At 46.0% G+C, this 21,531-nt stretch carries 20 protein-coding genes; 10 read left to right on the forward strand and 10 right to left on the reverse strand.

The window, feature by feature from the left end; translation table 11 throughout:
• Positions 1 to 51 precede the first annotated feature (51 nt).
• Together QUB25_RS06420 and der are read right to left on the reverse strand one after the other, a co-directional pair.
• Positions 52 to 1,050, reverse strand: a complete 999-nt coding sequence (locus QUB25_RS06420; protein ID WP_333182429.1) for an energy-coupling factor transporter transmembrane protein EcfT — start codon at positions 1,048 to 1,050, stop codon at positions 52 to 54.
• Between the two features lie 169 nt (positions 1,051 to 1,219).
• Positions 1,220 to 2,581, reverse strand: coding sequence for a ribosome biogenesis GTPase Der (gene der / locus QUB25_RS06425; protein WP_333059104.1), 1,362 nt, complete (start codon positions 2,579 to 2,581; stop codon positions 1,220 to 1,222).
• A 245-nt stretch (positions 2,582 to 2,826) separates the two neighbouring features.
• On the opposite strand from der, the gene QUB25_RS06430 reads away from it, so the two are divergent.
• The 3 genes from QUB25_RS06430 to QUB25_RS06440 all read left to right on the forward strand — a co-directional run bounded on the left by QUB25_RS06430 (position 2,827) and on the right by QUB25_RS06440 (position 5,487).
• Positions 2,827 to 4,035, forward strand: coding sequence for a NupC/NupG family nucleoside CNT transporter (locus QUB25_RS06430; RefSeq protein WP_333182430.1), 1,209 nt, complete (start codon positions 2,827 to 2,829; stop codon positions 4,033 to 4,035).
• A gap of 221 nt (positions 4,036 to 4,256) precedes the next feature.
• Positions 4,257 to 4,844, forward strand: a complete 588-nt coding sequence (locus QUB25_RS06435) for an acireductone dioxygenase (protein WP_333073063.1) — start codon at positions 4,257 to 4,259, stop codon at positions 4,842 to 4,844.
• Positions 4,845 to 4,887: 43 nt separating this feature from the next.
• Positions 4,888 to 5,487: a class I SAM-dependent methyltransferase gene (locus QUB25_RS06440; RefSeq protein ID WP_333182431.1), complete on the forward strand. Its 600-nt coding sequence runs from the start codon at positions 4,888 to 4,890 to the stop codon at positions 5,485 to 5,487.
• Between the two features lie 256 nt (positions 5,488 to 5,743).
• On the opposite strand, the gene QUB25_RS06445 is transcribed toward QUB25_RS06440, so the two are convergent.
• The 4 genes from QUB25_RS06445 to QUB25_RS06460 all read right to left on the reverse strand — a co-directional run bounded on the left by QUB25_RS06445 (position 5,744) and on the right by QUB25_RS06460 (position 8,771).
• A complete protein-coding gene (locus QUB25_RS06445) occupies positions 5,744 to 6,550 on the reverse strand; it encodes a hypothetical protein (RefSeq protein WP_333059099.1) in 807 nt (268 codons plus the stop codon).
• 203 nt (positions 6,551 to 6,753) lie between these two features.
• Positions 6,754 to 7,227 (reverse strand): DUF732 domain-containing protein, encoded by a 474-nt coding sequence (locus QUB25_RS06450; RefSeq protein ID WP_333182432.1) that lies wholly within the window; start codon positions 7,225 to 7,227, stop codon positions 6,754 to 6,756.
• 212 nt (positions 7,228 to 7,439) lie between these two features.
• Entirely contained in the window at positions 7,440 to 8,054 is a 615-nt protein-coding gene (locus QUB25_RS06455) for a cupin domain-containing protein (protein WP_333182433.1), read from the reverse strand.
• Positions 8,055 to 8,201: 147 nt separating this feature from the next.
• Positions 8,202 to 8,771: a sigma-70 family RNA polymerase sigma factor gene (locus QUB25_RS06460; protein ID WP_333182434.1), complete on the reverse strand. Its 570-nt coding sequence runs from the start codon at positions 8,769 to 8,771 to the stop codon at positions 8,202 to 8,204.
• Positions 8,772 to 9,393: 622 nt separating this feature from the next.
• On the opposite strand from QUB25_RS06460, the gene QUB25_RS06465 reads away from it, so the two are divergent.
• The 3 genes from QUB25_RS06465 to QUB25_RS06475 all read left to right on the forward strand — a co-directional run bounded on the left by QUB25_RS06465 (position 9,394) and on the right by QUB25_RS06475 (position 13,876).
• Positions 9,394 to 10,608: a DUF4331 domain-containing protein gene (locus QUB25_RS06465; protein WP_333182435.1), complete on the forward strand. Its 1,215-nt coding sequence runs from the start codon at positions 9,394 to 9,396 to the stop codon at positions 10,606 to 10,608.
• A gap of 95 nt (positions 10,609 to 10,703) precedes the next feature.
• Entirely contained in the window at positions 10,704 to 12,110 is a 1,407-nt protein-coding gene (locus QUB25_RS06470; RefSeq protein ID WP_333182436.1) for a tetratricopeptide repeat protein, read from the forward strand.
• 263 nt (positions 12,111 to 12,373) lie between these two features.
• Entirely contained in the window at positions 12,374 to 13,876 is a 1,503-nt protein-coding gene (locus QUB25_RS06475) for a HoxN/HupN/NixA family nickel/cobalt transporter (protein ID WP_333182437.1), read from the forward strand.
• Positions 13,877 to 13,996: 120 nt separating this feature from the next.
• On the opposite strand, the gene QUB25_RS06480 is transcribed toward QUB25_RS06475, so the two are convergent.
• The 3 genes from QUB25_RS06480 to QUB25_RS06490 all read right to left on the reverse strand — a co-directional run bounded on the left by QUB25_RS06480 (position 13,997) and on the right by QUB25_RS06490 (position 15,343).
• On the reverse strand, positions 13,997 to 14,434 hold the full coding sequence (locus QUB25_RS06480) for a DUF6918 family protein (RefSeq protein ID WP_333040283.1): 438 nt from the start codon (positions 14,432 to 14,434) through the stop codon (positions 13,997 to 13,999).
• A gap of 373 nt (positions 14,435 to 14,807) precedes the next feature.
• Complete coding sequence (locus QUB25_RS06485; protein ID WP_333059089.1) at positions 14,808 to 14,990, reverse strand: hypothetical protein; 183 nt, start codon at positions 14,988 to 14,990, stop codon at positions 14,808 to 14,810.
• Positions 14,991 to 15,037: 47 nt separating this feature from the next.
• The gene (locus tag QUB25_RS06490; RefSeq protein ID WP_333182438.1) at positions 15,038 to 15,343 is read right to left on the reverse strand and encodes a hypothetical protein; all 306 of its coding nucleotides are present in this window, start codon (positions 15,341 to 15,343) and stop codon (positions 15,038 to 15,040) included.
• A gap of 18 nt (positions 15,344 to 15,361) precedes the next feature.
• Between QUB25_RS06490 and QUB25_RS06495 the strand changes: the two genes are divergently transcribed.
• From QUB25_RS06495 to QUB25_RS06505, 3 genes are all read left to right on the forward strand, one after another.
• Entirely contained in the window at positions 15,362 to 17,077 is a 1,716-nt protein-coding gene (locus tag QUB25_RS06495; protein WP_333182439.1) for a Ycf66 family protein, read from the forward strand.
• Between the two features lie 329 nt (positions 17,078 to 17,406).
• Complete coding sequence (gene cobQ, locus QUB25_RS06500; protein WP_333182440.1) at positions 17,407 to 18,873, forward strand: cobyric acid synthase CobQ; 1,467 nt, start codon at positions 17,407 to 17,409, stop codon at positions 18,871 to 18,873.
• 75 nt (positions 18,874 to 18,948) lie between these two features.
• Positions 18,949 to 19,185: a 2Fe-2S iron-sulfur cluster-binding protein gene (locus QUB25_RS06505; RefSeq protein ID WP_006634188.1), complete on the forward strand. Its 237-nt coding sequence runs from the start codon at positions 18,949 to 18,951 to the stop codon at positions 19,183 to 19,185.
• A 51-nt stretch (positions 19,186 to 19,236) separates the two neighbouring features.
• On the opposite strand, the gene QUB25_RS06510 is transcribed toward QUB25_RS06505, so the two are convergent.
• Positions 19,237 to 20,571, reverse strand: a complete 1,335-nt coding sequence (locus tag QUB25_RS06510) for a hypothetical protein (protein WP_333182441.1) — start codon at positions 20,569 to 20,571, stop codon at positions 19,237 to 19,239.
• 95 nt (positions 20,572 to 20,666) lie between these two features.
• Here QUB25_RS06510 and QUB25_RS06515 point away from each other — a divergent pair, with 95 nt between their 5' ends.
• On the forward strand, positions 20,667 to 21,452 hold the full coding sequence (locus QUB25_RS06515; RefSeq protein ID WP_333182442.1) for an SDR family oxidoreductase: 786 nt from the start codon (positions 20,667 to 20,669) through the stop codon (positions 21,450 to 21,452).
• The last annotated feature ends 79 nt before the right edge of the window (positions 21,453 to 21,531 follow it).

Consider the following 21,531-nt stretch of genomic DNA (forward strand, 5'->3'; position numbering starts at 1 on the left):
AAATCTAATCAATCAATCAATCAATCAATCTCAAATCTCAAATCTCAAATCTCAACTGTCCCAACCCCAAACGAAGCGGGCGCTCCAGAGGACGATCAAGCATCCGAGGGCGATCCAATCTCGGATTTTCAATTGCAATTGGTGCCATTCTACACGGTGTCGATCGGGACTGGTGAAGCCGCGAACTTTCATCGCGCTGGCTATTTGTTCAGCTCGCAGGAGTAAGTTTTCTAACAGCCGCTCCGCTATCATCAACCACACTTGAGCGGCGCTGCGAAATCCGAGTTTTTTCCAGTTTATCGCTCGGGTTCTGACCGATCGCACTAAATTTTGTATTTCTTCCAATACTAGGGGAATGAACCGCAAAGATAAAGTTAATGTTAAGGCTATTTCGGTAACAGGCCAGTTCAAGCGGCGCAGAGGCTGCATTAAGTTTTCAATCGCTGCGGTAATTTCTTCGCTGGCTGTGGTGAGAAGGTAGAGGTTGGTGCTGTAAATTACTGTGAAAAATAGGGTGCTGACGTTGATAGCTAAATCTAGGGATTTGCGGGTGATTTTAATCGGGCCTTGTTTGAATACAACGTAACGGTAGTTTGTGGGTTGGGGGAGTTGATTTGGGCTTTGGGCTTTGGGATTATTGGGGATTGGGGAGTTTGAGCCTAAGTTAAAAGATTGGTACCAGGGTTTGGGCTTTTGAGGGGCCCGAAGGGTTGCCGGCTGTTGGGAAAAGGTTAATTCGTCGGCGGGGATGCGGGGCTGGTGTTCTGCGGGGAGTCCGTCGGGGGCGATCGCGCTGAGGCAAAATACTAATAGGCAGAATAGCAGCAGCATTCCCATTTGCTGTTTCCACACGCGCAAGGGAATTGCTGCTGTTAGTGTCAGTAAGATTAACATTCCTACTAGCATCAACCGCCAGATGGGATTGGCGAGTATTGGTGCAATCAGAAATGTCATCAACCAAGCTAATTTTACGCGGGAGTCTAGCCTGTGAAGCCAGGTTACTGGTTGTTCTAGGTAAAGTCCTATGGGGAGCGATCGAAGTAAGTCCATCTTGGGATTTTAGATTTTAGATTTTAGATTGTCGATTATTAATAATACTAATTTATTGAACCGCGAAGACGCGATGGACGCCAAGAAGGAAGAGAAGGAAGAGAATAGAAAAAAACGCAATTTGCTTTGGTCGTTAAATTGCGTTTTTTATTGAATCTAAAATCGAAAATTACTTGACGCGCAGTGCTCTGTTTGTTGTGCTCATTTCTGTGGCACGAACTTTTTTGCCTCTCCAAAGTAGCCGCATTGGTGTACCGGTAAAGCCTAGATGTTTGCGGAATTGGCTTTCCATGTAGCGGCGGTAATTTTCGGTGAAGCGTTTGGGATCATTGACAAATAGGGCGATTGTCGGTGGCTGCGATCGCACTTGAGTACCGTAATAGATTTTGCCTTGTTTTCCTTGGCGGGTAACTGGGGCTGAGTGCCAGGTTGTGGCTTCTTCTATGACTTCGTTAATCACGGCGGTAGGGACGCGGCGTTTGTGTTCGTCTGAAGCTTTGTCTACTAATTCAATGATTTTTTCAACTCGCTGTCCACTCATGGCGCTAACAAAAATCATTTCGGCCCAGTCGAGGAAATAAAGTCGGGTTCTTACTTCTCTTTCGTACTCGTAGATGGTGTCGGAGTCTTTTTCTACTGCGTCCCATTTGTTGACGACTATGATGCAGGCGCGACCTTCTTCGCTGATACGATCGGCTAATTTTTGGTCTTGATCGGTAACGCCGTCTATTGCGTCAATTACTAACAGTATTACGTTGGCGCGGCGGATGGCTTTGAAAGCGCGGTTGATCCCGAAAAATTCTGCGCCGTATTCGACGTTTTTCTTTTTACGAATTCCGGCTGTGTCGATCAGGCGGTAGGTTTTACCGTTGCGTTCTACTAAGGTGTCGATCGCGTCGCGGGTTGTGCCGGAAATCGGGCTGACTATGGCGCGGTTTTCTCCGAGAAATGCGTTTAACAAACTCGATTTGCCGACGTTGGGACGACCGATAATTGCTACTTTAATTTCCTCAACTTCTGGTAATACTTCTGTGGGAAGGTAAGTAATTAATTTGTCAAGCAATTCGCCGGTGCCGTTGCCGTGAATGCCGGAAATTGGGTAAGGTTCTCCCAGTCCCAATTGCCAAAAGTCGGCGGCTTGGGTAAGGCCTGTATTTTCCGATTCGCATTTGTTGACGGCGAGAATGACTGGGACTTTTTGCAGTCGCAGCCAAGATGCGATCGATTCGTCGCCGCCGGTGAGCCCCGTTTGTCCGTCTACTACGAAAATGGCTGCGCTGGCTTCTGCCAGGGCTGCCATTGCTTGTTCGCGAATTAAAGGCAGAAATTCTGTCTCGTCGTCGAATACTAGCCCGCCGGTGTCTACGACTTGATATTCTCGATCGCCCCAGTATGCTGGTCTGTAAGTGCGATCGCGCGTGATTCCTGGTTCATCGTGGACGATCGCGTCTTGGGTGTTGGCTAAACGGTTGACGATCGTCGATTTGCCTACATTGGGGCGTCCAATAATAGCAACTATAGGTAGAGACATAAAAGTAGCAGCAATGAGGCTGCGCCGTAATTTTGAGGTTTAGCCTTTTATTGTAAGCGAAACTGGCCCAGATTGTATGCGATCGGGCTGCATCGTGTATTATGCGCCCTCCGGGGCTGTGCTGCCCGCGCCGCGAACTCATGGCGACCTCTGGAAACGAGATAAAGTACGATCGGACTGTTAACCTGGATTACCAGAGCTTGGTAACGATAAATGCTTCCTCCACATTCTCTAAAAATTGCTAAATGGAACGACTTATTTCTGTATTCGGGTTAGCTGTTTTTGTCGGTTTGTCCTACGCCTTTTCAGTCGATCGGCGCGCTGTCAAGTGGCCGCCCGTATTGTGGGGAATTGCCTTACAGCTAATTTTTGCTATTTTGATTCTCAAAACTGCTCCGGGTTTGGCTGTCTTTAAATTTTTGGGAGATGTGGTGACGCAGTTTCTCAATTTTTCTGATGCGGGGGCAAAGTTTATATTTGGAGACAATTTTTCAGAACACTTTATCGCTTTTAAAGTGCTGCCGACTATCATTTTTTTCTCTTCGTTTATCACCCTACTTTATCACTACGGCATTTTGCAGCGAGTTGTGCAAGCAGTGGCATGGTTGATGATTAAAACCATGAAAACTTCTGGCGCCGAAACCCTTTCTTGTGCTGCGAATATCTTTATTGGGCAAACGGAAGCTCCATTGTTAATTAAACCTTATTTGCCGGCGATGACGCTCTCGGAACTCCATGCTGTCATGACGGGAGGATTTGCCACAATTGCCGGCGGAGTCATGGCAGCTTATATTTCTTTTGGAGTATCGGCTCAACATCTAATTGCGGCGTCGGTGATGTCTGCACCAGCAGCTTTGGCTATTTCTAAATTGCTTTACCCAGAAACTGAAAAGTCGCTGACTGCTGGGGAGGTGGAGGTGAAGGTGGAAAAGGTTTATGCTAATGCGGTGGATGCGGTGGCTTCGGGTGCTAGCGACGGGTTGAAGTTGGCGGCGAATGTGGCCGCTATGCTGATTGCTTTTTTGGGTTTGTTGGCTTTTTTTAATGCGCTTTTGGGGTGGTTTGGAGGGCTAATTAGTTTGCCTCAGTTGTCGCTAGAATTAATTTTAGCTTATTTGATGGCTCCGGTTGCTTGGCTGATGGGGGTGCCTTGGGCTGATTGTGCAGAGGTGGGGATTGTTTTGGGAAAAAAAACGATTTTGAATGAGTTTGTTGCTTATTTAGATTTGATGGAATTGGTGAAACAACAGGCGATTTCTGAACGATCGCAAATTATCTCGACTTATGCTTTGTGTGGCTTTTCTAACATTGGTTCGATCGGGATTCAGATTGGGGGAATTGGCGCGATGGCTCCGCAGCGGCAAGGCGATTTGGCGAGGTTGGGCGTGAGGGCGATGATTGCTGGCTCTTTGGCTTGTTTTATGACTGCTTGTATCGCGGGGATGCTGATTTGAAAGTTTTGAGTTTTTAGTTAAGCTTTGCGGTGCTTATGGTGCACCCTATATTAACTCCAGTAAATGTTATTAAATAAAAGTTAAAAAACCCACAAAATTATTTGATGAGTGGTATTGCTTTGATGATTGGCGAGGCAAGACATGGAATTTTAGCGATCGGCTATTATTGAAAATAAGCAGGAGTTTAGTTTTTGACGAAAGCTTAAAACAGCAGCTTAAAAATGGAAACTAAATTTCCCTCAAAGCTCAACACATTAGGTGGTAATATGGCTGTTCTGCAACTAGAAGACGGTAGAACATATACGGATATCCGGGCGATCGCGAGTCAACTGGCAGTTTTAAATATTGAGATCGATTCCCTGCCCCAAAACAAAAATCCGGCGTTTCAAGAACTGCTCGTTCAAGACATTCTCAATGTTACAGAAAAACAGCAGATTCTCGCAGCCTTTAATAGCGAGTTTGAACAGTTCAAGCGCGCCAGCGGATATCGGTGGTGCGACTTAAAAGTGCTGCATCCAGGTTCGCAGCAGATTTACGCGCTGATGACTCAAAGCGATCGCACTCACACCCACACAGATGCAGAAGTTCTTCACATTTTAGCTGGGGAATGCGTTTTTGGGTTTGTGTATTCTAACGGCTCTCAGGTACAATTAATGCTGCAAGCTGAAGAATACATTAAAGTGCCTGCTAATACCGAACATTGGTTTTATCTCACTCCGTCGCTGTACTTGAAAGCTTTGCAGTATTACACCACTGCTCAAGGCTGGGTTCCTCAGTATACTAACAGGAAACTAAAAATTAAAAATTAAGAGTCAGAAGAAGAGGGGAAATTTGTAGAGGAGGAAGAAGAAGATGAAACAGAATTGGGTGACTTACTATCAAGCGGTAGAAGGTCGCCCGCCGCATGAAACTTTGCTGAAAGCCTTGTCAATTTTTGACACGGAACCGTTGCTCGATCGTCCTCGATTCGCTGTAGATTTAGGCTGTGGCGATGGACGAGATACGGTGGAACTCCTGCGTCGAGGCTGGCGGGTTTTAGCGATTGACAGGGAACAAAATGCTTTCGATCGCCTGCTGGATCGTCCGATTCAACGCGATCTGCTGCAAACTCAATTGATGCGTTTTGAAACCTTAACTTTGCCTCAATCGATCGATCTAATCAATGCCAGTTTTTGCCTTCCTTTTTGTCAGCCCGCCGATTTCCCCCATCTTTGGGAAACGATCGTGACATCGCTAAATCCCGGAGGATATTTCTGCGGTCAATTGTTTGGCGATCGCGACTCATGGGCTGTTTATCCCGATCGCACTCATCATACTCGCGAACAAATTCAAGTGCTGCTAAAGTCCTTTGAGATTGAGTGGTTTGATGAAGAAGAACATCCTGGATTAACGGCGCTAGGCGAGGAAAAACACTGGCATATTTTTCACATTGTTGCTCGTAAGAGAGATTAATATATATAGTGCCGACTGCTTAAAGAAGTCGGCACTATATTGAAGTCGGAGTTCTGGAAAAGTTGCAGCTCGTTTTTACTGAATTTTTCGGAATTTACCGTTAAATTAGCTTCCTAATTGCTAAGGAATGAAAAATAAATAAGGTGACTAATAGAGCAATAGTTTACCGTGGATCAAGGCTTCTGGGGTTTAATTGTGCAAGTTATTGATTTTTCATTCCTTAGTCTCGAACCTTTCTAATTTTTTAAATGCTTTCTCATTCAGCGGGTGCGGCCATTTCAATTTCTTCGCAACGCTGCAACAGCGCTTCTATTTCCTGGGCTAAAAAAATTACTTCCGGCCAAGAAGAACCGTTAATTAAATCTTGAGCGTGAGCTAATTTGTTTCTCAATGCTTCTGCTGACTTTAAAAAACGCTCCCCGTAGCGTTTGGATTTGAGCCCCAGCCGATCGACTATTTCAGCAGAAGTCAGGATTAAATCTCGTTTGTCGCAGAATTGCAGGTAATCGATTAAGTCAATTGCTTCATTTCGCGATCGCCCCAATTCCCAAAGGTGTTTTGCGGCTAAGATGCGATCGCCCTTAAGGAATTTTTGCCAAGAATCTTGGGGAAAGTAAATCCGCACGATCCGCAATAAATTCATTTCCAGAAGCGTCACCAATCCAAACAGCAGCATCCGCACCGGTGCTTTTTGCAAATCGCCGCAGGTAACGATACCGTTGATCCTGTTGCTTTCTAATACAAATAATCTCGGTTTTTCTCGCAGCAGCGGCAGCAATTCCATCAAAGGAGTCGAAGCGGCGATTAATTGTGAGGGGTGAAAAATTTGCTGGTAGTCACTGCACTTGCCTTTACCTAAGTGCGATCGTTCTACATAGCCGCAAACCGTGCCCTTTTCTTCAATACCGAGCACGTCAAAATCGCGGGCCTCCATCCACGATCGCAATTGGGCGGCATCTTCGCAAGCTGGGACAGATTTCAACGGTTCCGCGAGGTATTTAACTGTAATGCTGTCTTTGAATAAATCCCGCAAGTCGGCGGAACTTGATTTTAAATGTTTCATCTCATGTCTGGTAATTTCATGGATCGTTGCGCGACAAGAGGACAATTAATATTGTAACTGCAAGTAGAGACGCGGAATTACCGTGGGAAACATCTCAGTTTTGTAACAAGTATTTTTTACGAGTGGGAGGGGGACGATCGCACACGGATAGTAAAAGCAAAACTGAGATGCTCGCTTAGCGTATCTCTCCAAATTTCATGATATTACTTACTGGCTAACTCCGGGCAATAATGGTTGGCGGCAAGAGTGGTAATAATATCGGCATCCGCAAGAAAACTTTCTTTGAGACTTGGATTTTCGATACTGACAGCTTGCCCGATCGCTCTTAATTTAACTTCCGGCAGAGAAACTCCAGATTTTGCTTCCGCACACATTCTTTTAGCGGCCGCAATTTTTTGACCGGGCGCCCTTTGGATTGCTTGCAGTAAATTGTCCGTTGCTTCGGGAGAGTAGCTTTTTGCTAAGCGTTTGTAGTCTTCGAGAAATTTCCCATCGTTTCCTGTCAGCTTAATGTCGGATTCTTGAGGCGAACACAACAAATTTAAGTTAATTACTTCTCCCGCTGAATTGACAAGAAAACATCCTTCGCGTTCTTGGGCGATCGCGCTTTGGTTGCTGGGTACAAATTGTATAATAACGGCGGACAGAACAGCAGTTAAACGCGAGTAATTTAGCATGGGAATTACGTGATATACTTTAGATTTTTAACCGAATAATGCAGAGCAATATGGCGTTCTTGAGTTAGAGCGAGTCCCGGAAATTAACCGACGAAATACTTGGAAAAGCTAGTTTCACCAACACTCTCTAATTTCTACTAAAAATCGGCCTACATAAACCAGCCCCGACTAACCGACAAGAAATCATTGCAGGAAAATCAACCGACATAATATCAGACGAACATTTCGTTGTCTAGGGAAGTTTTCATTAACAGCAAACATCCCCCTCGTGTGAGGGGGGAATGTGTGGAACCGGGAACCGATCGAATGTAGTCGCCTTGATGGCAAATTTCCCCTTCTACAATTAAATCTCCTTCTAATACAAGCACTTCCTCCGAGGCTGCGTGTCGGTGCATGGGAAATGTTACTCCAGGTTCTAGTCGCATCAAGCAGGTTATTTCGCGCTTTGTTTTGTCAATATAAAGCTTGCCAAACGAGACTCCCGGAACTCCATAAGATTTCCATTTTACATCGTGCGATCGCACGATTAAAGATGGAGTATTGCTCTCTGTTGGAGAGGTAACAATGGGCTTTAAATTGACTGATTCTGTCGAGGTTGGCGGCAGTTCGGCTATGCGCTGGAACAGGCGGTTTTTGAGGTCGGGGGCGACGGGCACTGGGGGGGCTGTGTAGGCTATCGCGGCAATTGCCGCTTCAAAAGCTGCTAATTCACTTGTCAGTTCTGCGGACTCTTTCAATTTCTCTGCAAATGCGCCGCGTTCTGACTCGTCGAGGGTATCGAGAGCTTGAAGGGCTGCAAGGATTTTATACTCCTCGTCTGGCATCATTTCCATCTGTTTTCCGCCATTAATTGTAATTCAGCCTAAGTTGATTTTAAATTTGGGATTGCTCCGCTGCCCTCGCACTCAAGATAGATGATGGGAAATGGTATAATTTTAGATTGTTAAAAAACAAAATTTAAGTTTTTTAACAGTCTAAAAAAATTGTTCGCTCAAAGCTTGACGCAATTTGGAAATACCCAATCGAATTCTGGTTTTGATTGTACCTGTCGGGATACCAGTTTTAGCTGCGATCGCCGTGCAAGTCAGCCCTTGGTAGTAGGCGAGTTCGATCGCCTCTTGCTGTTCCTTTGGCAGTTTTTCTAATGCCGCTTTGACTTGTTCCCTGCGTTCTTTAAACATTGCATCTTCCATCGGTTCTGCAACGCTAGAGATGGGTACTTTAGCATCTTCCAGACAAGCTTCAGCCGCCCGGACTGTTCGCTGCATCGATCGCAGGCGATCGAGGGAACGACTGCGGGTAAGCATGAACAACCAGGTATCTGCTCGACTGCGAGAAGGATCGTAAGTTGCTGCTTTTTGCCAAATTTGGGAAAAAACATCGAGTACAACTTCTTCAGCTTCTTCTACCGAACCCAGAATTTTGTAAGCGAGAGCGTAACTTGGGCGACCGTAGCGATCGTAAAGTTTAGCTAATGCCGTTTGGTCTTTCTGGGCAATCTGCACTAAAAGCAGCGATTCATCGCCTAACTTCTGGCCTGTCATTTCAGTGTACCCAAAATTTTTGTTTTGACGGCACAGATCCAAAATTAAAATTTCGGCGTATATCACTACAGAACATAATTGTAAGTTTGAAGCCTGAGGTACAACCTGGAGTATGCTTTTCCGGGCTAATTTTGTCGTGCTTTGAATTTTTAAAATCCCAAGTTATCTTGAATTTTACCACCTGATTAGTAATTTTTTTGCCACTTAACAATCCGCTTTATGCACAACGAAGAAATGCCCTGAGCCTGAACAGTCAAAACCGCGCCATTAACTCGTTCCTAAGCTCTGTCTGCTCGCTCCCAAGCAGAGCATGGAAACCCATAGAAGCGAGGCTCTGTCTCCAGTAGAGCGAGGGAGGCTCTGTCTCGGATCGGGCATTCCCAAGCATAGTCCGGGAACCAGTAAATCCTCAATAACACACTTTTTTACATAAATTAGTCTGGCAGCACAGATCCAAAATTGCCAAACCTTCGTATACCACCAATAGGAGAAGGCTCAGCAACAGCGCAAAAGCCCGACAGGTTGACATATTTCAACCTGTTGCTACAAAAGTAAAACCTGCGAATGCGGGTTATTTACCACTGATTTGTGGAAAAATCTCATTGAAATAAAGGTGCTAACTGTGAAGCTCACAAAAAAAATTCGCCGAACCATACTAGCTATTGAAGTAGCTCTAATTGCTCTATTAACTCCCGGGATAATTGTCGCTTCTGACCACGACGACGGCGAAGTAGATATCAAAGGTCGCGCTGTAAATTTAACTGACCTGTACGTATATCGCGAAAAAGACCAAAACTCCGGTGCTGCGGACGGGGATTTAGTATTTACCATGAATTCAAATCCCAGGTCTGTAGCCCGTTATCAATATTATTTCAGCACTACAGCCCTCTACCAATTTCACATCACGCAGGTAGGTGACGTGAATTCTACACCTACTGGACGTTCGGATATTATCTTGCGGTTTGCCTTCAGTCCGCCTAACAATCAAGGTATGCAAGCGGTAGCTGTAACTGTTGTGCGTGGTGGCTCGGAGACAACTACTAAGACTACAGTTAACGGCGGGCTAATTGCCACAACTCCGCTGAATTCTAATGCTGTTTTAAATACAGTACCTGTGGGCGGTTCTAACTTGACTGTATTTGCGGGTTTACGCGAAGACCCGTTTTTCTTTGATGTCGAACAATTTTTCCGAGTTCGCGCCGCAGCTTTGGGAACAGGGCCGCGCACTGCTTTTAAACAACCGAATCAAGCGATCGACTTTACTAAAGGTTACAACGTCAATACAATTGCTGTGCGCGTTCCGAAAGCGTTTTTGCAAGCAGGAACAGGGGCGAATACTTTTGATGTTTGGTCAACAGTTTCGATCCGGGATGGAGCTGGCGGTTTTAAACAATTTGAGCGTTTGGCAAGACCTGCAATTAATGAGGGTTTGATAGTTACTCCCGCTTATCTGGAAGCATTCAATAATATTCCTCCGAGAGCGGATTTGAGCGCTGCTGCTGCTCCGGTGCGGCAGGAAGCTGTTGCTACTCTGAATGCTGTGGATCTTTTGGACGGTCGGGATAATGTCGATCCAAATGCGATCGCCGGAGCTTTCTTGCCCGATGTCATGCGGATCGATACCACAAAAACCAGCGGCTACGCTAGCGCTACAAATGCTCAAGGAAGCTTGATCGGAGGTCGTATGCTGATGGACGACGTTATTGATATCACTCTGGGAGCTTTGGTGGGTTCTCCGGTTGGCGATAACGTTTCATATAACGGAACTCCGGGAAATCCGGCTCAGGGACACAAACCTTTAGAACCGACTTTTCCTTATTTGGCTTTGCCTAATTAGTCATTAGTCATTAGTCATTAGTCATTAATTATTGGCTAATGACCTATTGAAAATACTTTTTTGAACCGCAGATGAACGCTGATTAAAGCGGATGTATGAAAACTAAAAGTCAACACAAAATAAAGTCGGATATTTTCTCGTATTGGTTGCTGATAATAGTTCCTTTAGTTGGGATGGTAGTCGTGAATTTACATCCTAATTTGCGTTTACTTTCCGATAAATTTTTTAACAAAAACCCCGAAAATCTCGATACTAATTACCGCTATCACTTTTCGGAAAGTTTGAGAAATAATCCCAATCAAAAGGAAGCAATTCAGCAAGAGATTGCTTTTTACCAGCAGCGATTGGCTGTTGATTCCCGCAGCGGTTTGAACCGGGCGGCACTGGCGGGATCTTATTTAAAAATGGCTCGCGCTACTGGGGAGGGAGGTTGGTTTTTATTGGCAGAACAGGCGGCTCAAAGGTCGATCGCCGATTTGCCTTTTGACAACCAAGGTGCGCTGTTAGTTTTAGCTCGAATTGCTGAGGCGAGACACGATTTTGCTACTGCTTTGCGCTTTGCTAAACAGGCGGGTTCTGACAATGAAGATGCGATCGGCCTTTTAGTTACATCTCACTTAGCGATGGGTAAAGTGAGCGAAGCAAATGCAGCCGCAGAAGCCTTAGTTAAACGGATTCCTAACTTGGGTTCTCTCACTTTAAGAGCTTTAGTGAGAGAGTCTCAGGGCCGAGATGCTGAGGTTTTGCAGGATTACCAGCAAGCAATGGCGGCGGAGGAACCGGGAGAGGTTGGGGGTTCGGCGCGGGCCCGATCGCTCTTGGGTCGATTTTACGCGCGTCGTGGGCAGTTTGTGCAGGCTAAAGCGCTGTTTTTGGAGGCGCTGCGGTTGGTGCCGCGATACCCGCTGGCGCTGATTTATTTGGCGGATTTGGAGACGCGGCAAGGCAATTATCGGGAGGCGGAAGGCTATTACAGCAAGGTTTCTGCTTATTCTGGCCCGGTTGAGACTGTGTTCGATCGCATTGTCGATCGCGGTATGGCGAGGGTGAAGGATTTGCAGGGAAATGCGATCGAATCCCGGCGACTTCGGGACAAAGCAGAAGCTGGGCTGCGACAGGAACAGGTTTCTGGATCTGGCGGTTTTGGCCACCGCAGGGATTTGGCAAGTTTGCTGCTGGAAAAAGGTCGATCGCAGGATGTCACCGAAGCGCTGGCGTTAATGCAGGAGGAGGTGAAAATTCGGCGGGATGCTGTAACTTTGGATACTTTGGCTTGGGCGCTTTCCGCCGCTGGTGAATGGCAAAAAGCCGATCGAGTGATGGCGGAAATAGTGCGATCGGGCATTCGCGATGCGGGTATGTTTTACCGGGCTGGTGCGATCGCCCGGACTTTAGGTAAGGATGCTGAATCTCGCGCTTTTTTTCAAAAGTCCAAGGAAATTGACCCGAGTTTTGACGATCGAGCTCGCCAAGCATTGGGCTTGGGAAGTTATGAATTTTGAGATTAACTAATAGCAGCCATTCTGCCAAGTTCGCCATTCCGTCAATCCGCCAGGGGTTTCAACCCGTGGCTAAAAGCTTAAGTCCTCTTGCATAGAACTGAAATGCACAATTGTTGAATTTGATTAGCTATTCAGTCGGTTTCAACCGACTTTCGCTATGAGACGGGGATTTCAATCCCCGGCGGGCTTGCGGGTAAGCGCGCCGGAAAAATCACAACAAAAACAAATAATTCATCCGAAAATTACTAACAAAACAGGTATTTATGCAGTACAAACTTAACCGACTATCAAAATTATTCATCCTATTTTTCCTAACACTTTCATTCTTACTAACAACCTCAACCAGACCAGTTTACTCCCACTGGTCAGACTTATCCGTAGCAGAAATAGTAGTCAACGATTTGCAAACCGAAATAACATTAACTTTCCCAACCGGCTTAACAAACTTCGCCGACGACAATCGAGACAGCCAGCTACAACCTGCTGAAGTTCGCAGCCACCAAACACAGCTAGAAAAGTTTTTTAGCCAACAAATCCGCCTCACCAACAGTAGCAACATTCAAGGCTCCGTAGCAGTAAAACCACTAGAAATAGCAGCTAAAAGCGCCAGTGTTATCCAGCAGCCCAATACCCACAGCACCTTAATTTTAGACTACACCTGGCCCGCACCTTCTCAAGATAAAACCCCCGGTTTACCTGACTCAATTTCTATCTCCAAACCAGAGAAATTGCGGATTAATTACAATCTTTTTTTACCAGAAGTTCCGACAGCTAGTTGCCAAGCTACGATTGTACAAGCGGGTGCTGTAAAAAGCTTTGTGTTTACGCCGCCAAACCGCGACTTTTTGTTAGCAGGAAAGGAATCTATCTGGGATTCAGGTTGGAGTTTTTTACTAGCAATAGCGGGAGCATTTGCTTGGGGATGCGTGCACGCGATGTCGCCCGGACACGGAAAAACCATAGTCGGCGCTTATTTAGTGGGTTCGCGGGCTACTCCCGTACACGCTTTATTTCTAGCAGCGACGACTACAATTACTCACACTGCCGGCGTGTTTGCTGTGGGCGGAATTACTTTGTTTGCTTCTAACCTGATCGACCCAGAAAAATTAGATCCTTGGCTGAGTTTAATCTCTGGTTTATTAGTAGCCGTAATCGGGTTTAACTTACTCTTATCAAAAATTAAGACTAGGTTGGTAGTGAGGACTGAAGTTCTCAAAAAAATCAAAACTAAAATTTTTAATAAAAACTGGTTTTTAAGGAGTAAAGTCTTTGCTGCGGAATGTGAAGAACCAGTAAATCTTTTGAGTAGAGGAAGTTGGGAGCGAGAATTCAAGCCTGTAAAACGCGATATATCTCACGACTACCACCATCACGGAAACGGCCGGATTCACTCGCATTTGCCTCCCGGTGCTGACGGTTCTGCTATTACTTGGAAAAGCTTATTAGCGTTGGGAATTTCCGGCGGTTTGTTGCCTTGTCCTTCCGCTTTGGTGATGCTGTTGAGTGCGTCGGCTTTGGGCAATGTTGGTTTGGGAATGACGCTAGTGGTAGCGTTTAGTTTGGGATTGGCTTTAGTGCTGAGTGCGATCGGATTAATCTTAGTTTATGCCAAACGAAATTTTGATAAACTGCCAAAACAGATAACAGCAGTTAAATTTCTGCCGGCGATTAGTGCCATGTTTGTAACGTTTTTGGGGTTGGGAATTACCGGACAGGCGATGTTGAAAATATTTGCTGCAAATCAGTGGGTAATTGGCAATGGATAAGCATAAAATTAGGACTCTTTCTCCTAACTGCAAACTTACGAATAAGTCTGCTTTGAGATACCCGATTTCTGGAAGAATCCGGGTATCTGGGTATCCTGTTTTTTAGCCGTTGCTCACTTATCAGGCCGCACTATGTTTATTAATAATTTGGGCTAAATCCGGTACTCCCTTTTCTACGTAAGTCTTAGCTGAGGGGCGGAGTTTGGCATAGGCGCCTTTAACCATCCCTCTTGTGCTTTTCTCGACCCTTTTGTCACTTATCTGGAGCAATTCGTCTGCTACTTCACCTTTTCTTTGAGCAAAATATTCGACTGGGTTGCCATTGTTTACGGCTTCAGTCCACATCGGATCGAGTGCGATCGAGATTTCTGGCAGAAGTTGATCGACGACTTGGGCGCAATAGTCAGCCCGTATCCCCTTGACAGTAGAGTAGGCAGCTTTCAGAGCCATACCACCCAATCCTGACGCTGCTGCAACTTGTTGGTCTATCAACTTTACACAGTCATCAACAAAAGTTTCTCTGTGGTTTTCATTCAAGAGAATATCACTAAGTCCCATTTTCACTTTCCTTGATTTAATAGTCAATGTGCTTATTAGCTTTGAGCTCAATCTGACATCATATATCTATTTTGAACCTTTATTCAAGGTTTCCCAAGTTTTTTAAGGTTTGAATGTGTCTATGACACAACCTAATGTTGAGATTTGTTTAGTATGTTATGGGAATTAATGTTCTATCTGCTACTAATTATTTGCCTAGGGTTTGTAGTAAGGGCTTTAGTCCTTATTAGGTAATATTAATGAGGACTAAAGCCCTGACTACAAACTGATGAGTTGTGAACAGTCACATAAAAAAGAGAACAGCTCGAAAAAAATATTAGAAAGGCTCTGCCTAAGTCCGATCGCACTTGCACGTATGAGCTGGCACGTATCATTAGGATTGGACATTCGGCTTGATGCCCGCAGGTACTGCAACGATGGGAAGTTTCACGGTTTGAGCCGGACGCTCGCTCGATTGCAATACCAAATTTTTCGGTAATTTCGCGGAAGTGCTTAGTCCGGGAAATATGTGAAGCGATAAAGTTAAGCCGGCCGCTAATAATAATTTTTCTAACATGGCATTGTCTCCCATACATACGCCCTAGGGCATAATTCCTCTTACACCTACAACATATAAACATCCTCAGTCGCTTGGTGCGATCGCACGGGCATAGTTAAGTGACATCTATCACCACTGAGAAGGGGGTGATGGGGATAGGGGGTGTGGGGATGGGGGGTGATGGGCACTATGGAAGTGGGGGAGAGTGGGAAATCTTTCATCGCACTTCTACCGTCAACATCCGTTGAGCGTGTTAAATTCCTTACATCGGTTCGTTGCCGAACTTCCCTACAAATCAAGAATTGTCCTAGAGAAAGAAGCCGTTGAGTCTCTCTCAAAGGTAGAATTAGCGCGTAGAAGTTATTTGACACAGCGGAGGTACCGACAAGATGCTTGCATACATTCTGGCGTTGGCGGTCGGTCTAGGCAGCTTCAGTATTTACATGGCGGCCTTCTTTTTTCCAGAAGTGCACCGCAAAAGTGATTTTACCTGGAGCGGGGTAGGGCTTTTTTATGCGTTAATTTTATGGGCTTGTGCGGGACGAATTACTGGTGCTCTCCTGCTTGGTCAAATGGCGGGCGTGGCGATGTTGGGCTGGTTTGCCTGGGAAACTCTGACTTTGCGCCGGCAGGTGACGCCCGTTGCTGAGCAAACACCGATTCCTCAGTCGGCGAATTTGGCGGCAGCAGGCGTGCCGTTTGCTGGCTTGTTTGCCAAGAAAAAAGAACCAGCAGCAGCGGCGAAAAAACCTAAGTTTGTTCGATCGCCCAAACCGAAAACTGATGTGGTTCCAGCACCCACTCTGGATAAGGGCGAGGTAAAGCTAGAGGAACAGCCGGCGATTTCCCCCATAGCTGAAAGTATTGCTGAAAGTGCGATCGACGAGGCAACGGCAGAAAGTGCGATCGCCCCTGACTTGAAAATTCCCGACTCGAAACCACCTGCAATTGCAGAAATACCAGTGTTTTCAGTCGAAACTCCTGCTGCTGAGACTTCACAACCCCTAACAGAATCAGCAGCCAGCAGCTTCACTCCTCCACCTCTACCTCTAGAAATTTCAGAAATAGCCGTTGCACCAAGTGTGGAGCCAGCAGAGGCTCAGCCAGAGCCTCAACAGCAGCCAGAAGTCGATGATTTTGACGAGGAAACAGAATGGAGGGCAGCCGTTAAAGAGTCGCAGGCGGCAGCGGCGGCAGCGGCGGCCCCAACGGCGGCCCCAACTCCTCCTACTCCTCCTCAACCAGCTAAAAAATCCGGCGGTTTCGCAAGTCTGTTCGGCAATATCAAAAATAGTCTCGGCGGTATGTTGGGACTCGGTGTGGCTAAAAACAAGTCTGATACAACTCCCCAGACGCCAAAACCTTCAGTGACTCCAGAATCGATCGCACCTGAATCTCAAATAACGGCAACTCCTGCACCGGCTATCGACCAAATTCTCGAATCCGAATTAGCCCAGGCGGCTGCGGAAGTGGCAGCAGAAAGCAGCAACACTGTTGTGGAAACAAGCCTTGGAGTGCCGTTTCCCACCGATGTTGAAGCAATGGCCGAGTTGATGGCGGCAGACATCGCGAGTTTTGACAAAATAGGGGAAACTCCGATCGAAGATCGATCGTCCGCCCAAATCCAGACACCGCTGGCTGCGGTTGGTGAACCGGAAGCAGCAGCAGGCGTACTAGAAGCAGAAGCCCCTGCTGTATCTCTGGAAACCCAGACACCGCTGGCTGCGGTTGGTGAACCGGAAGCAGCAGCAGGCGTACCGGAAGCAGAAGCCCCTGCAGTATCGATAGAAATGACTGTGGTGGAAATGGCAGAGCCTGTAGAGATAGAAGTACCGGGAGAACCTGGGTTGAGCGTGCAGGTGGAAACGGTTTCAGTATCAGTGATCTCGATCGAATCTACAGATAAAACACCATCTTCTGAGGGAGAACAACCGGAATTGATTCGCCCGAATCCCCCCCCTACAGATAAAACACCATCTTCTGAGGGAGAACAACCGGAATTGATTCGCCCGAATCACCCCGATCCGAATCTAGTCGAAACTGCTAAACCGGCCACTGAATCCAAGTCTGAGAAGGTATCCGGCGAAGATCAGCCGTCATCTTGAGGCAGAAAGTAAAAGGTAGAAACCAGAATTTTTTTTATTCTGCCTTCTGCCTTCTTACTTTTTACTTCTTACTTTTTTCTTCTGCCCTCTTCCTTCACGCTTGACTTCAGTCCTCAACATCGATCGGTTAAATCCGTTAAATCCGTTATATGGTTTCCGGTTGCATCGGAATAATAAAATTGAGTCAACAGTTAACACTCAACCATTTAGTTTTTAGACTCCGAGTCAACAGTTAACAGTCAACAATCAACAATCACGGACGGTGTAACCGGAATAGATATTAAATCCCTTACACTGCGCGTTGCCGAACTTCCTTCTCCCTTAATATTATGAAAGCAATTATGGTCGTGGGAACAACATCTCACGCAGGGAAATCTTTACTCGTTGCAGCTTTGTGCCGAATCTTTTCTCGGCGAGGCTGGCGGGTAACTCCGTTTAAAGGTCAGAATATGGCACTGAATTCCTATGTCACAGCAGCCGGCGGAGAGATTGGTTACGCTCAAGCAGTGCAAGCTTGGGCTGCGGGCGTCGCACCTTGGGTAGAGATGAATCCGATTTTGCTCAAGCCACAAGGAGACATGACTTCTCAATTGATTGTCAAGGGCCGGGCGATCGCCAATGTGCGAGCAGCTCAATATTACGAGCAGTATTTCGATATCGGCTGGCAAGCTATTCGGGAATCTTTAGAATTTCTCAAGCAAGAATTTGACATGATTGTGTGTGAGGGAGCAGGCAGCCCTGCTGAGATTAATCTCAAACACCGCGATTTAACAAATATGCGGGTAGCTAAATATTTAAAGGCTCGGACTTTGCTAGTAGTTGATATCGATCGCGGCGGTGCTTTTGCTCACATCATCGGTACTTTGGAATTGCTCGATCCCGACGAACGAGCTTTAATTAAAGGATTCATTATTAATAAGTTTCGAGGACAAAAATCGATCTTAGATCCGGGTCTGACTTGGCTAGAAGAAAGGACTGGAATCCCGGTAGTTGGGGTGATTCCTTGGATAGACGAAGTGTTTCCCTCAGAAGATTCTCTCGATTTGCTCGATCGACGTTCTCCCAATTCTCAAACCGACATAAATATTTCGGTCATCCGCCTGCCCCGAATTTCCAATTTTACCGACTTTGACCCCTTAGAGTCGGAAACTTCCGTCACCGTCAAATATGTCAGCCCAAAAGACCATTTAGGCCATCCAGACGCCGTAATTTTACCAGGCTCTAAAACTACAATTTCCGATTTGCACGTGCTGCGCCAAACAGGTATGGCAAAAGCTATTCAAAATTATTTAGTAGCTGGCGGTACAGTCATGGGAGTTTGTGGTGGCTTTCAGATGCTGGGAGAAAGTATCACGGATAAAGAAGGCGTGGAGGGAGAAAGGGGAGAATTTCCAGGATTGGGATTGCTGCCTTTGAAAACTGCGATGGCACCGAACAAAATTGCCCGCCAACGCATCGTAACATCTAACTATCCTCAACCGGGTTTGCCAGTTTCCGGTTACGAAATTCATCAAGGAAAAACGCAAATCCTAGAGTCAGATTTGACTCAACCGCTATTTGACGATGCTAGTTTAGGCATTGTCAATACTTCTCAATCAATTTGGGGTACATACCTGCACGGCATCTTTGACAACGGAGCTTGGCGGCGAGCTTGGTTAAATCACTTGCGGCAGCAGCGGGGACTCCGCGCCTTGCCTACTGGTATTCCTAATTACAGAGAACACCGAGAAGCTCTGTTAGACTCTCTAGCAGATACAGTGGAAAAGCATTTAGATATCAAGCATATTTTAGGTTAATTAGTTAACTGTTGACTGTTGACTGTTGACTGTTGACTGTTGATTATTGTTTATTAGAGTTGAGGTTCAAATTCAATGACAAAAGTTTGTTTTTTACCTGATAACGTGACAGTTGAAGCTGAACCGGGAGAGCTTTTATTAGATGTAGCCAAACGTGCAGGGGTTTCTATTCCTACTGGCTGCCTCATGGGTTCTTGTCACGCTTGCGAAGTAGAAATTGATGGCGGAGATACGATTTGTGCTTGTATTTCAGGCATCCCTTCGGGGAAGAAGCAAGTGACAATTAATCTGTATGTTGACCCGACTTGGTAATTTGTTAGTTGACGGTTGACTGTTGACTGTTGACTGACAACTGACAACTGACTAATTTTTTTGCCATTCTTGCTGTTTTTTGCGAGCCGATTGCAGCCATTTTTGGGATTCGGGATAAACCGTTGTGCCGGGTTTGACAGATTCTAATTGATTGATAATTTGTTGCAACTGGCTGAGGGAGTAACCGGGATTTTGAGAATTCACATCTTTTTGCAAGTTTGCCAACAAGCTTTTAGCTTCTTGCAAGGCTTTGGCAGAATCTTTTTCTGCTTCCAGTCTAATCTGGGTAATTCCTAAATTTTTTTGATATTCAGCGAGTTTAGTTTGAGCGTCGAGATAACCAGGGTTATCGACAGAAATCAATTTTAGTCGGTTAATTCCTTCTTGCCACAATTCTGCTATTTGCTCCCACTGTGCGGCGGGATGGGGAGGCTTTTGGGAGGCGACGGCGGCGGACAGAGCAAATTCTTTAGCAGCTTCAATTAAGTTGTCAGCCTGCACAGAACCGGTGGCGACGCCGCCCATTGCTTGAAAGTCTCTTTCTGCTGCTTTGAGTGTTTTCTTAGCCGTTTCTCCTGCGAGGGTTTCGGCGGGAATTTGATTGAGTTGGTCGATCGCACTTTGCCAATTTACCGTCGCTTTTTGTCTATCCGCAGCAGTTTTGGCTTGCTGATACTCCTGTTTCGCGGCCTTTAGCGTTTGTTCGACTTGATTTAACTGAGTAAAAGCATTTTTTTGCTGGAAAATCTGAGCCTCCATCCGCCCCACATTTTTGCGGGCGGCTTGAAATTCATCGACTGTAAACCGCCAACGGCAGCCGAAAAAAGAGCAGTAGGTTTGTGGATAATAACCTAAAAACCAAACTGGCAAGGCGTCGAGGTGTTTTTGCGCCTCTTTTGCTTTAATTTCGCCCAAGTCAAAATCAGCGACAGCCGTGGCTTTATTCACCAGTTGATCGGATTGTTCCACAAGGGCGATCGCCTGGCGGTAATTGTGATCCATACTCATAAAACTCGGCAGCAATAATATCGGCATTGTTTTCGCCACGGGCCAGCGAATCATCGGAAAAGGTAGATTTAGCAGCCAAATTATCCCCGCAGCACTTCCCAGCAAACTCCCAGCAAAGATGATTTTACCGAACAATCCGGGCGGGCGGTTGGCTTTGACGGCTGCTTTGAGAGCTTGTTCGCTGAAGTTGGGAAATTCGTCTTTGAAGGTATCGCGGATTTCTTCTTTTGAGGCGAAAGTGCCGTTTTGCAAGCGTAATTTCTCCAACCGCTTGATTACCATCCGTCGGTAGACATCACCGGCTAGACTATCAGCCGCCGCGCACTTGTCAACTTCGGTCCGCAAAATTTCAAAAGCTCGATCGGTAAGACGCGCCATAAAACTCACCTATTCCCTTTTAATTATTTTACAGGTTCCCGTGTAAATAATTGTTAAAATATATAAAGCCCACATCAAATATCCGAATTAATTTCATGCCGACTGCTTTAATCACCGGTGCTTCTGGCGGAATTGGTGCAGCCTTTGCCGCCGAATTAGCCAAACGCCAGCACAATCTAATCTTGGTAGCTCGATCCGAAGACAAATTGCAACAGCTAGCTGCTACACTGCAACAGGAATTCAATATTTTAGTCGAAATTATCGTTCAAGATTTGACCGCACCGGCCGCTGGAACTGCTGTATTTGACGCAGTTGTTAAAAAAGGTTGGACGGTTGATTTGTTGGTGAACAATGCGGGTTTTGGTGATTACGGTGTTTTTGCCGATCGCCCGCTTGACAAACAAGTAACCATGGTCCAACTAAATATTGTAGCATTAGTTGAACTATCGCACTTGTTTTTGCAGGGAATGAGGCAGCGAAAAGCAGGAAGTGTCATCAATGTTAGTTCGATCGCAGCTTTTCAACCGATGCCGTACTTGTCGATGTATGCAGCTACTAAAGCCTTTGTTTTGAGTTTCAGCGAGGCACTTTGGGCGGAAAACAAAGATTTAGGAATTCGCGTTTTGTGCCTTTGTCCAGGGCCGACCGAATCGGACTTTTTCGCAGTAGCTGAATTTCCTAAATCAATGGCATCCAGTAGCGGGCAAAAACTCGTTCCCGCAGCGGAAGTAGTGCGAGATGCTCTCAAAGCTTTAGACAAAAATGAGTCTCATGTTGTGACAGGGGGAATTCCCAATCAAATCATCGCCAATATGCCTCGATTGATGCCGCGAGAACTTTTGGTGAAGTCGGTAGAAAAGGTGTTTCGGGCGAAAGCTTAATTATATCATGTCCGGTCGATTAACCATGATATGATCGGGAGGAACACCACCCCCATCAAATAAAGAATGCCAAAACGAA

The organism is Microcoleus sp. B3-D7 (assembly GCF_036705305.1).
In the GTDB taxonomy this organism is placed as follows: domain Bacteria; phylum Cyanobacteriota; class Cyanobacteriia; order Cyanobacteriales; family Microcoleaceae; genus Microcoleus.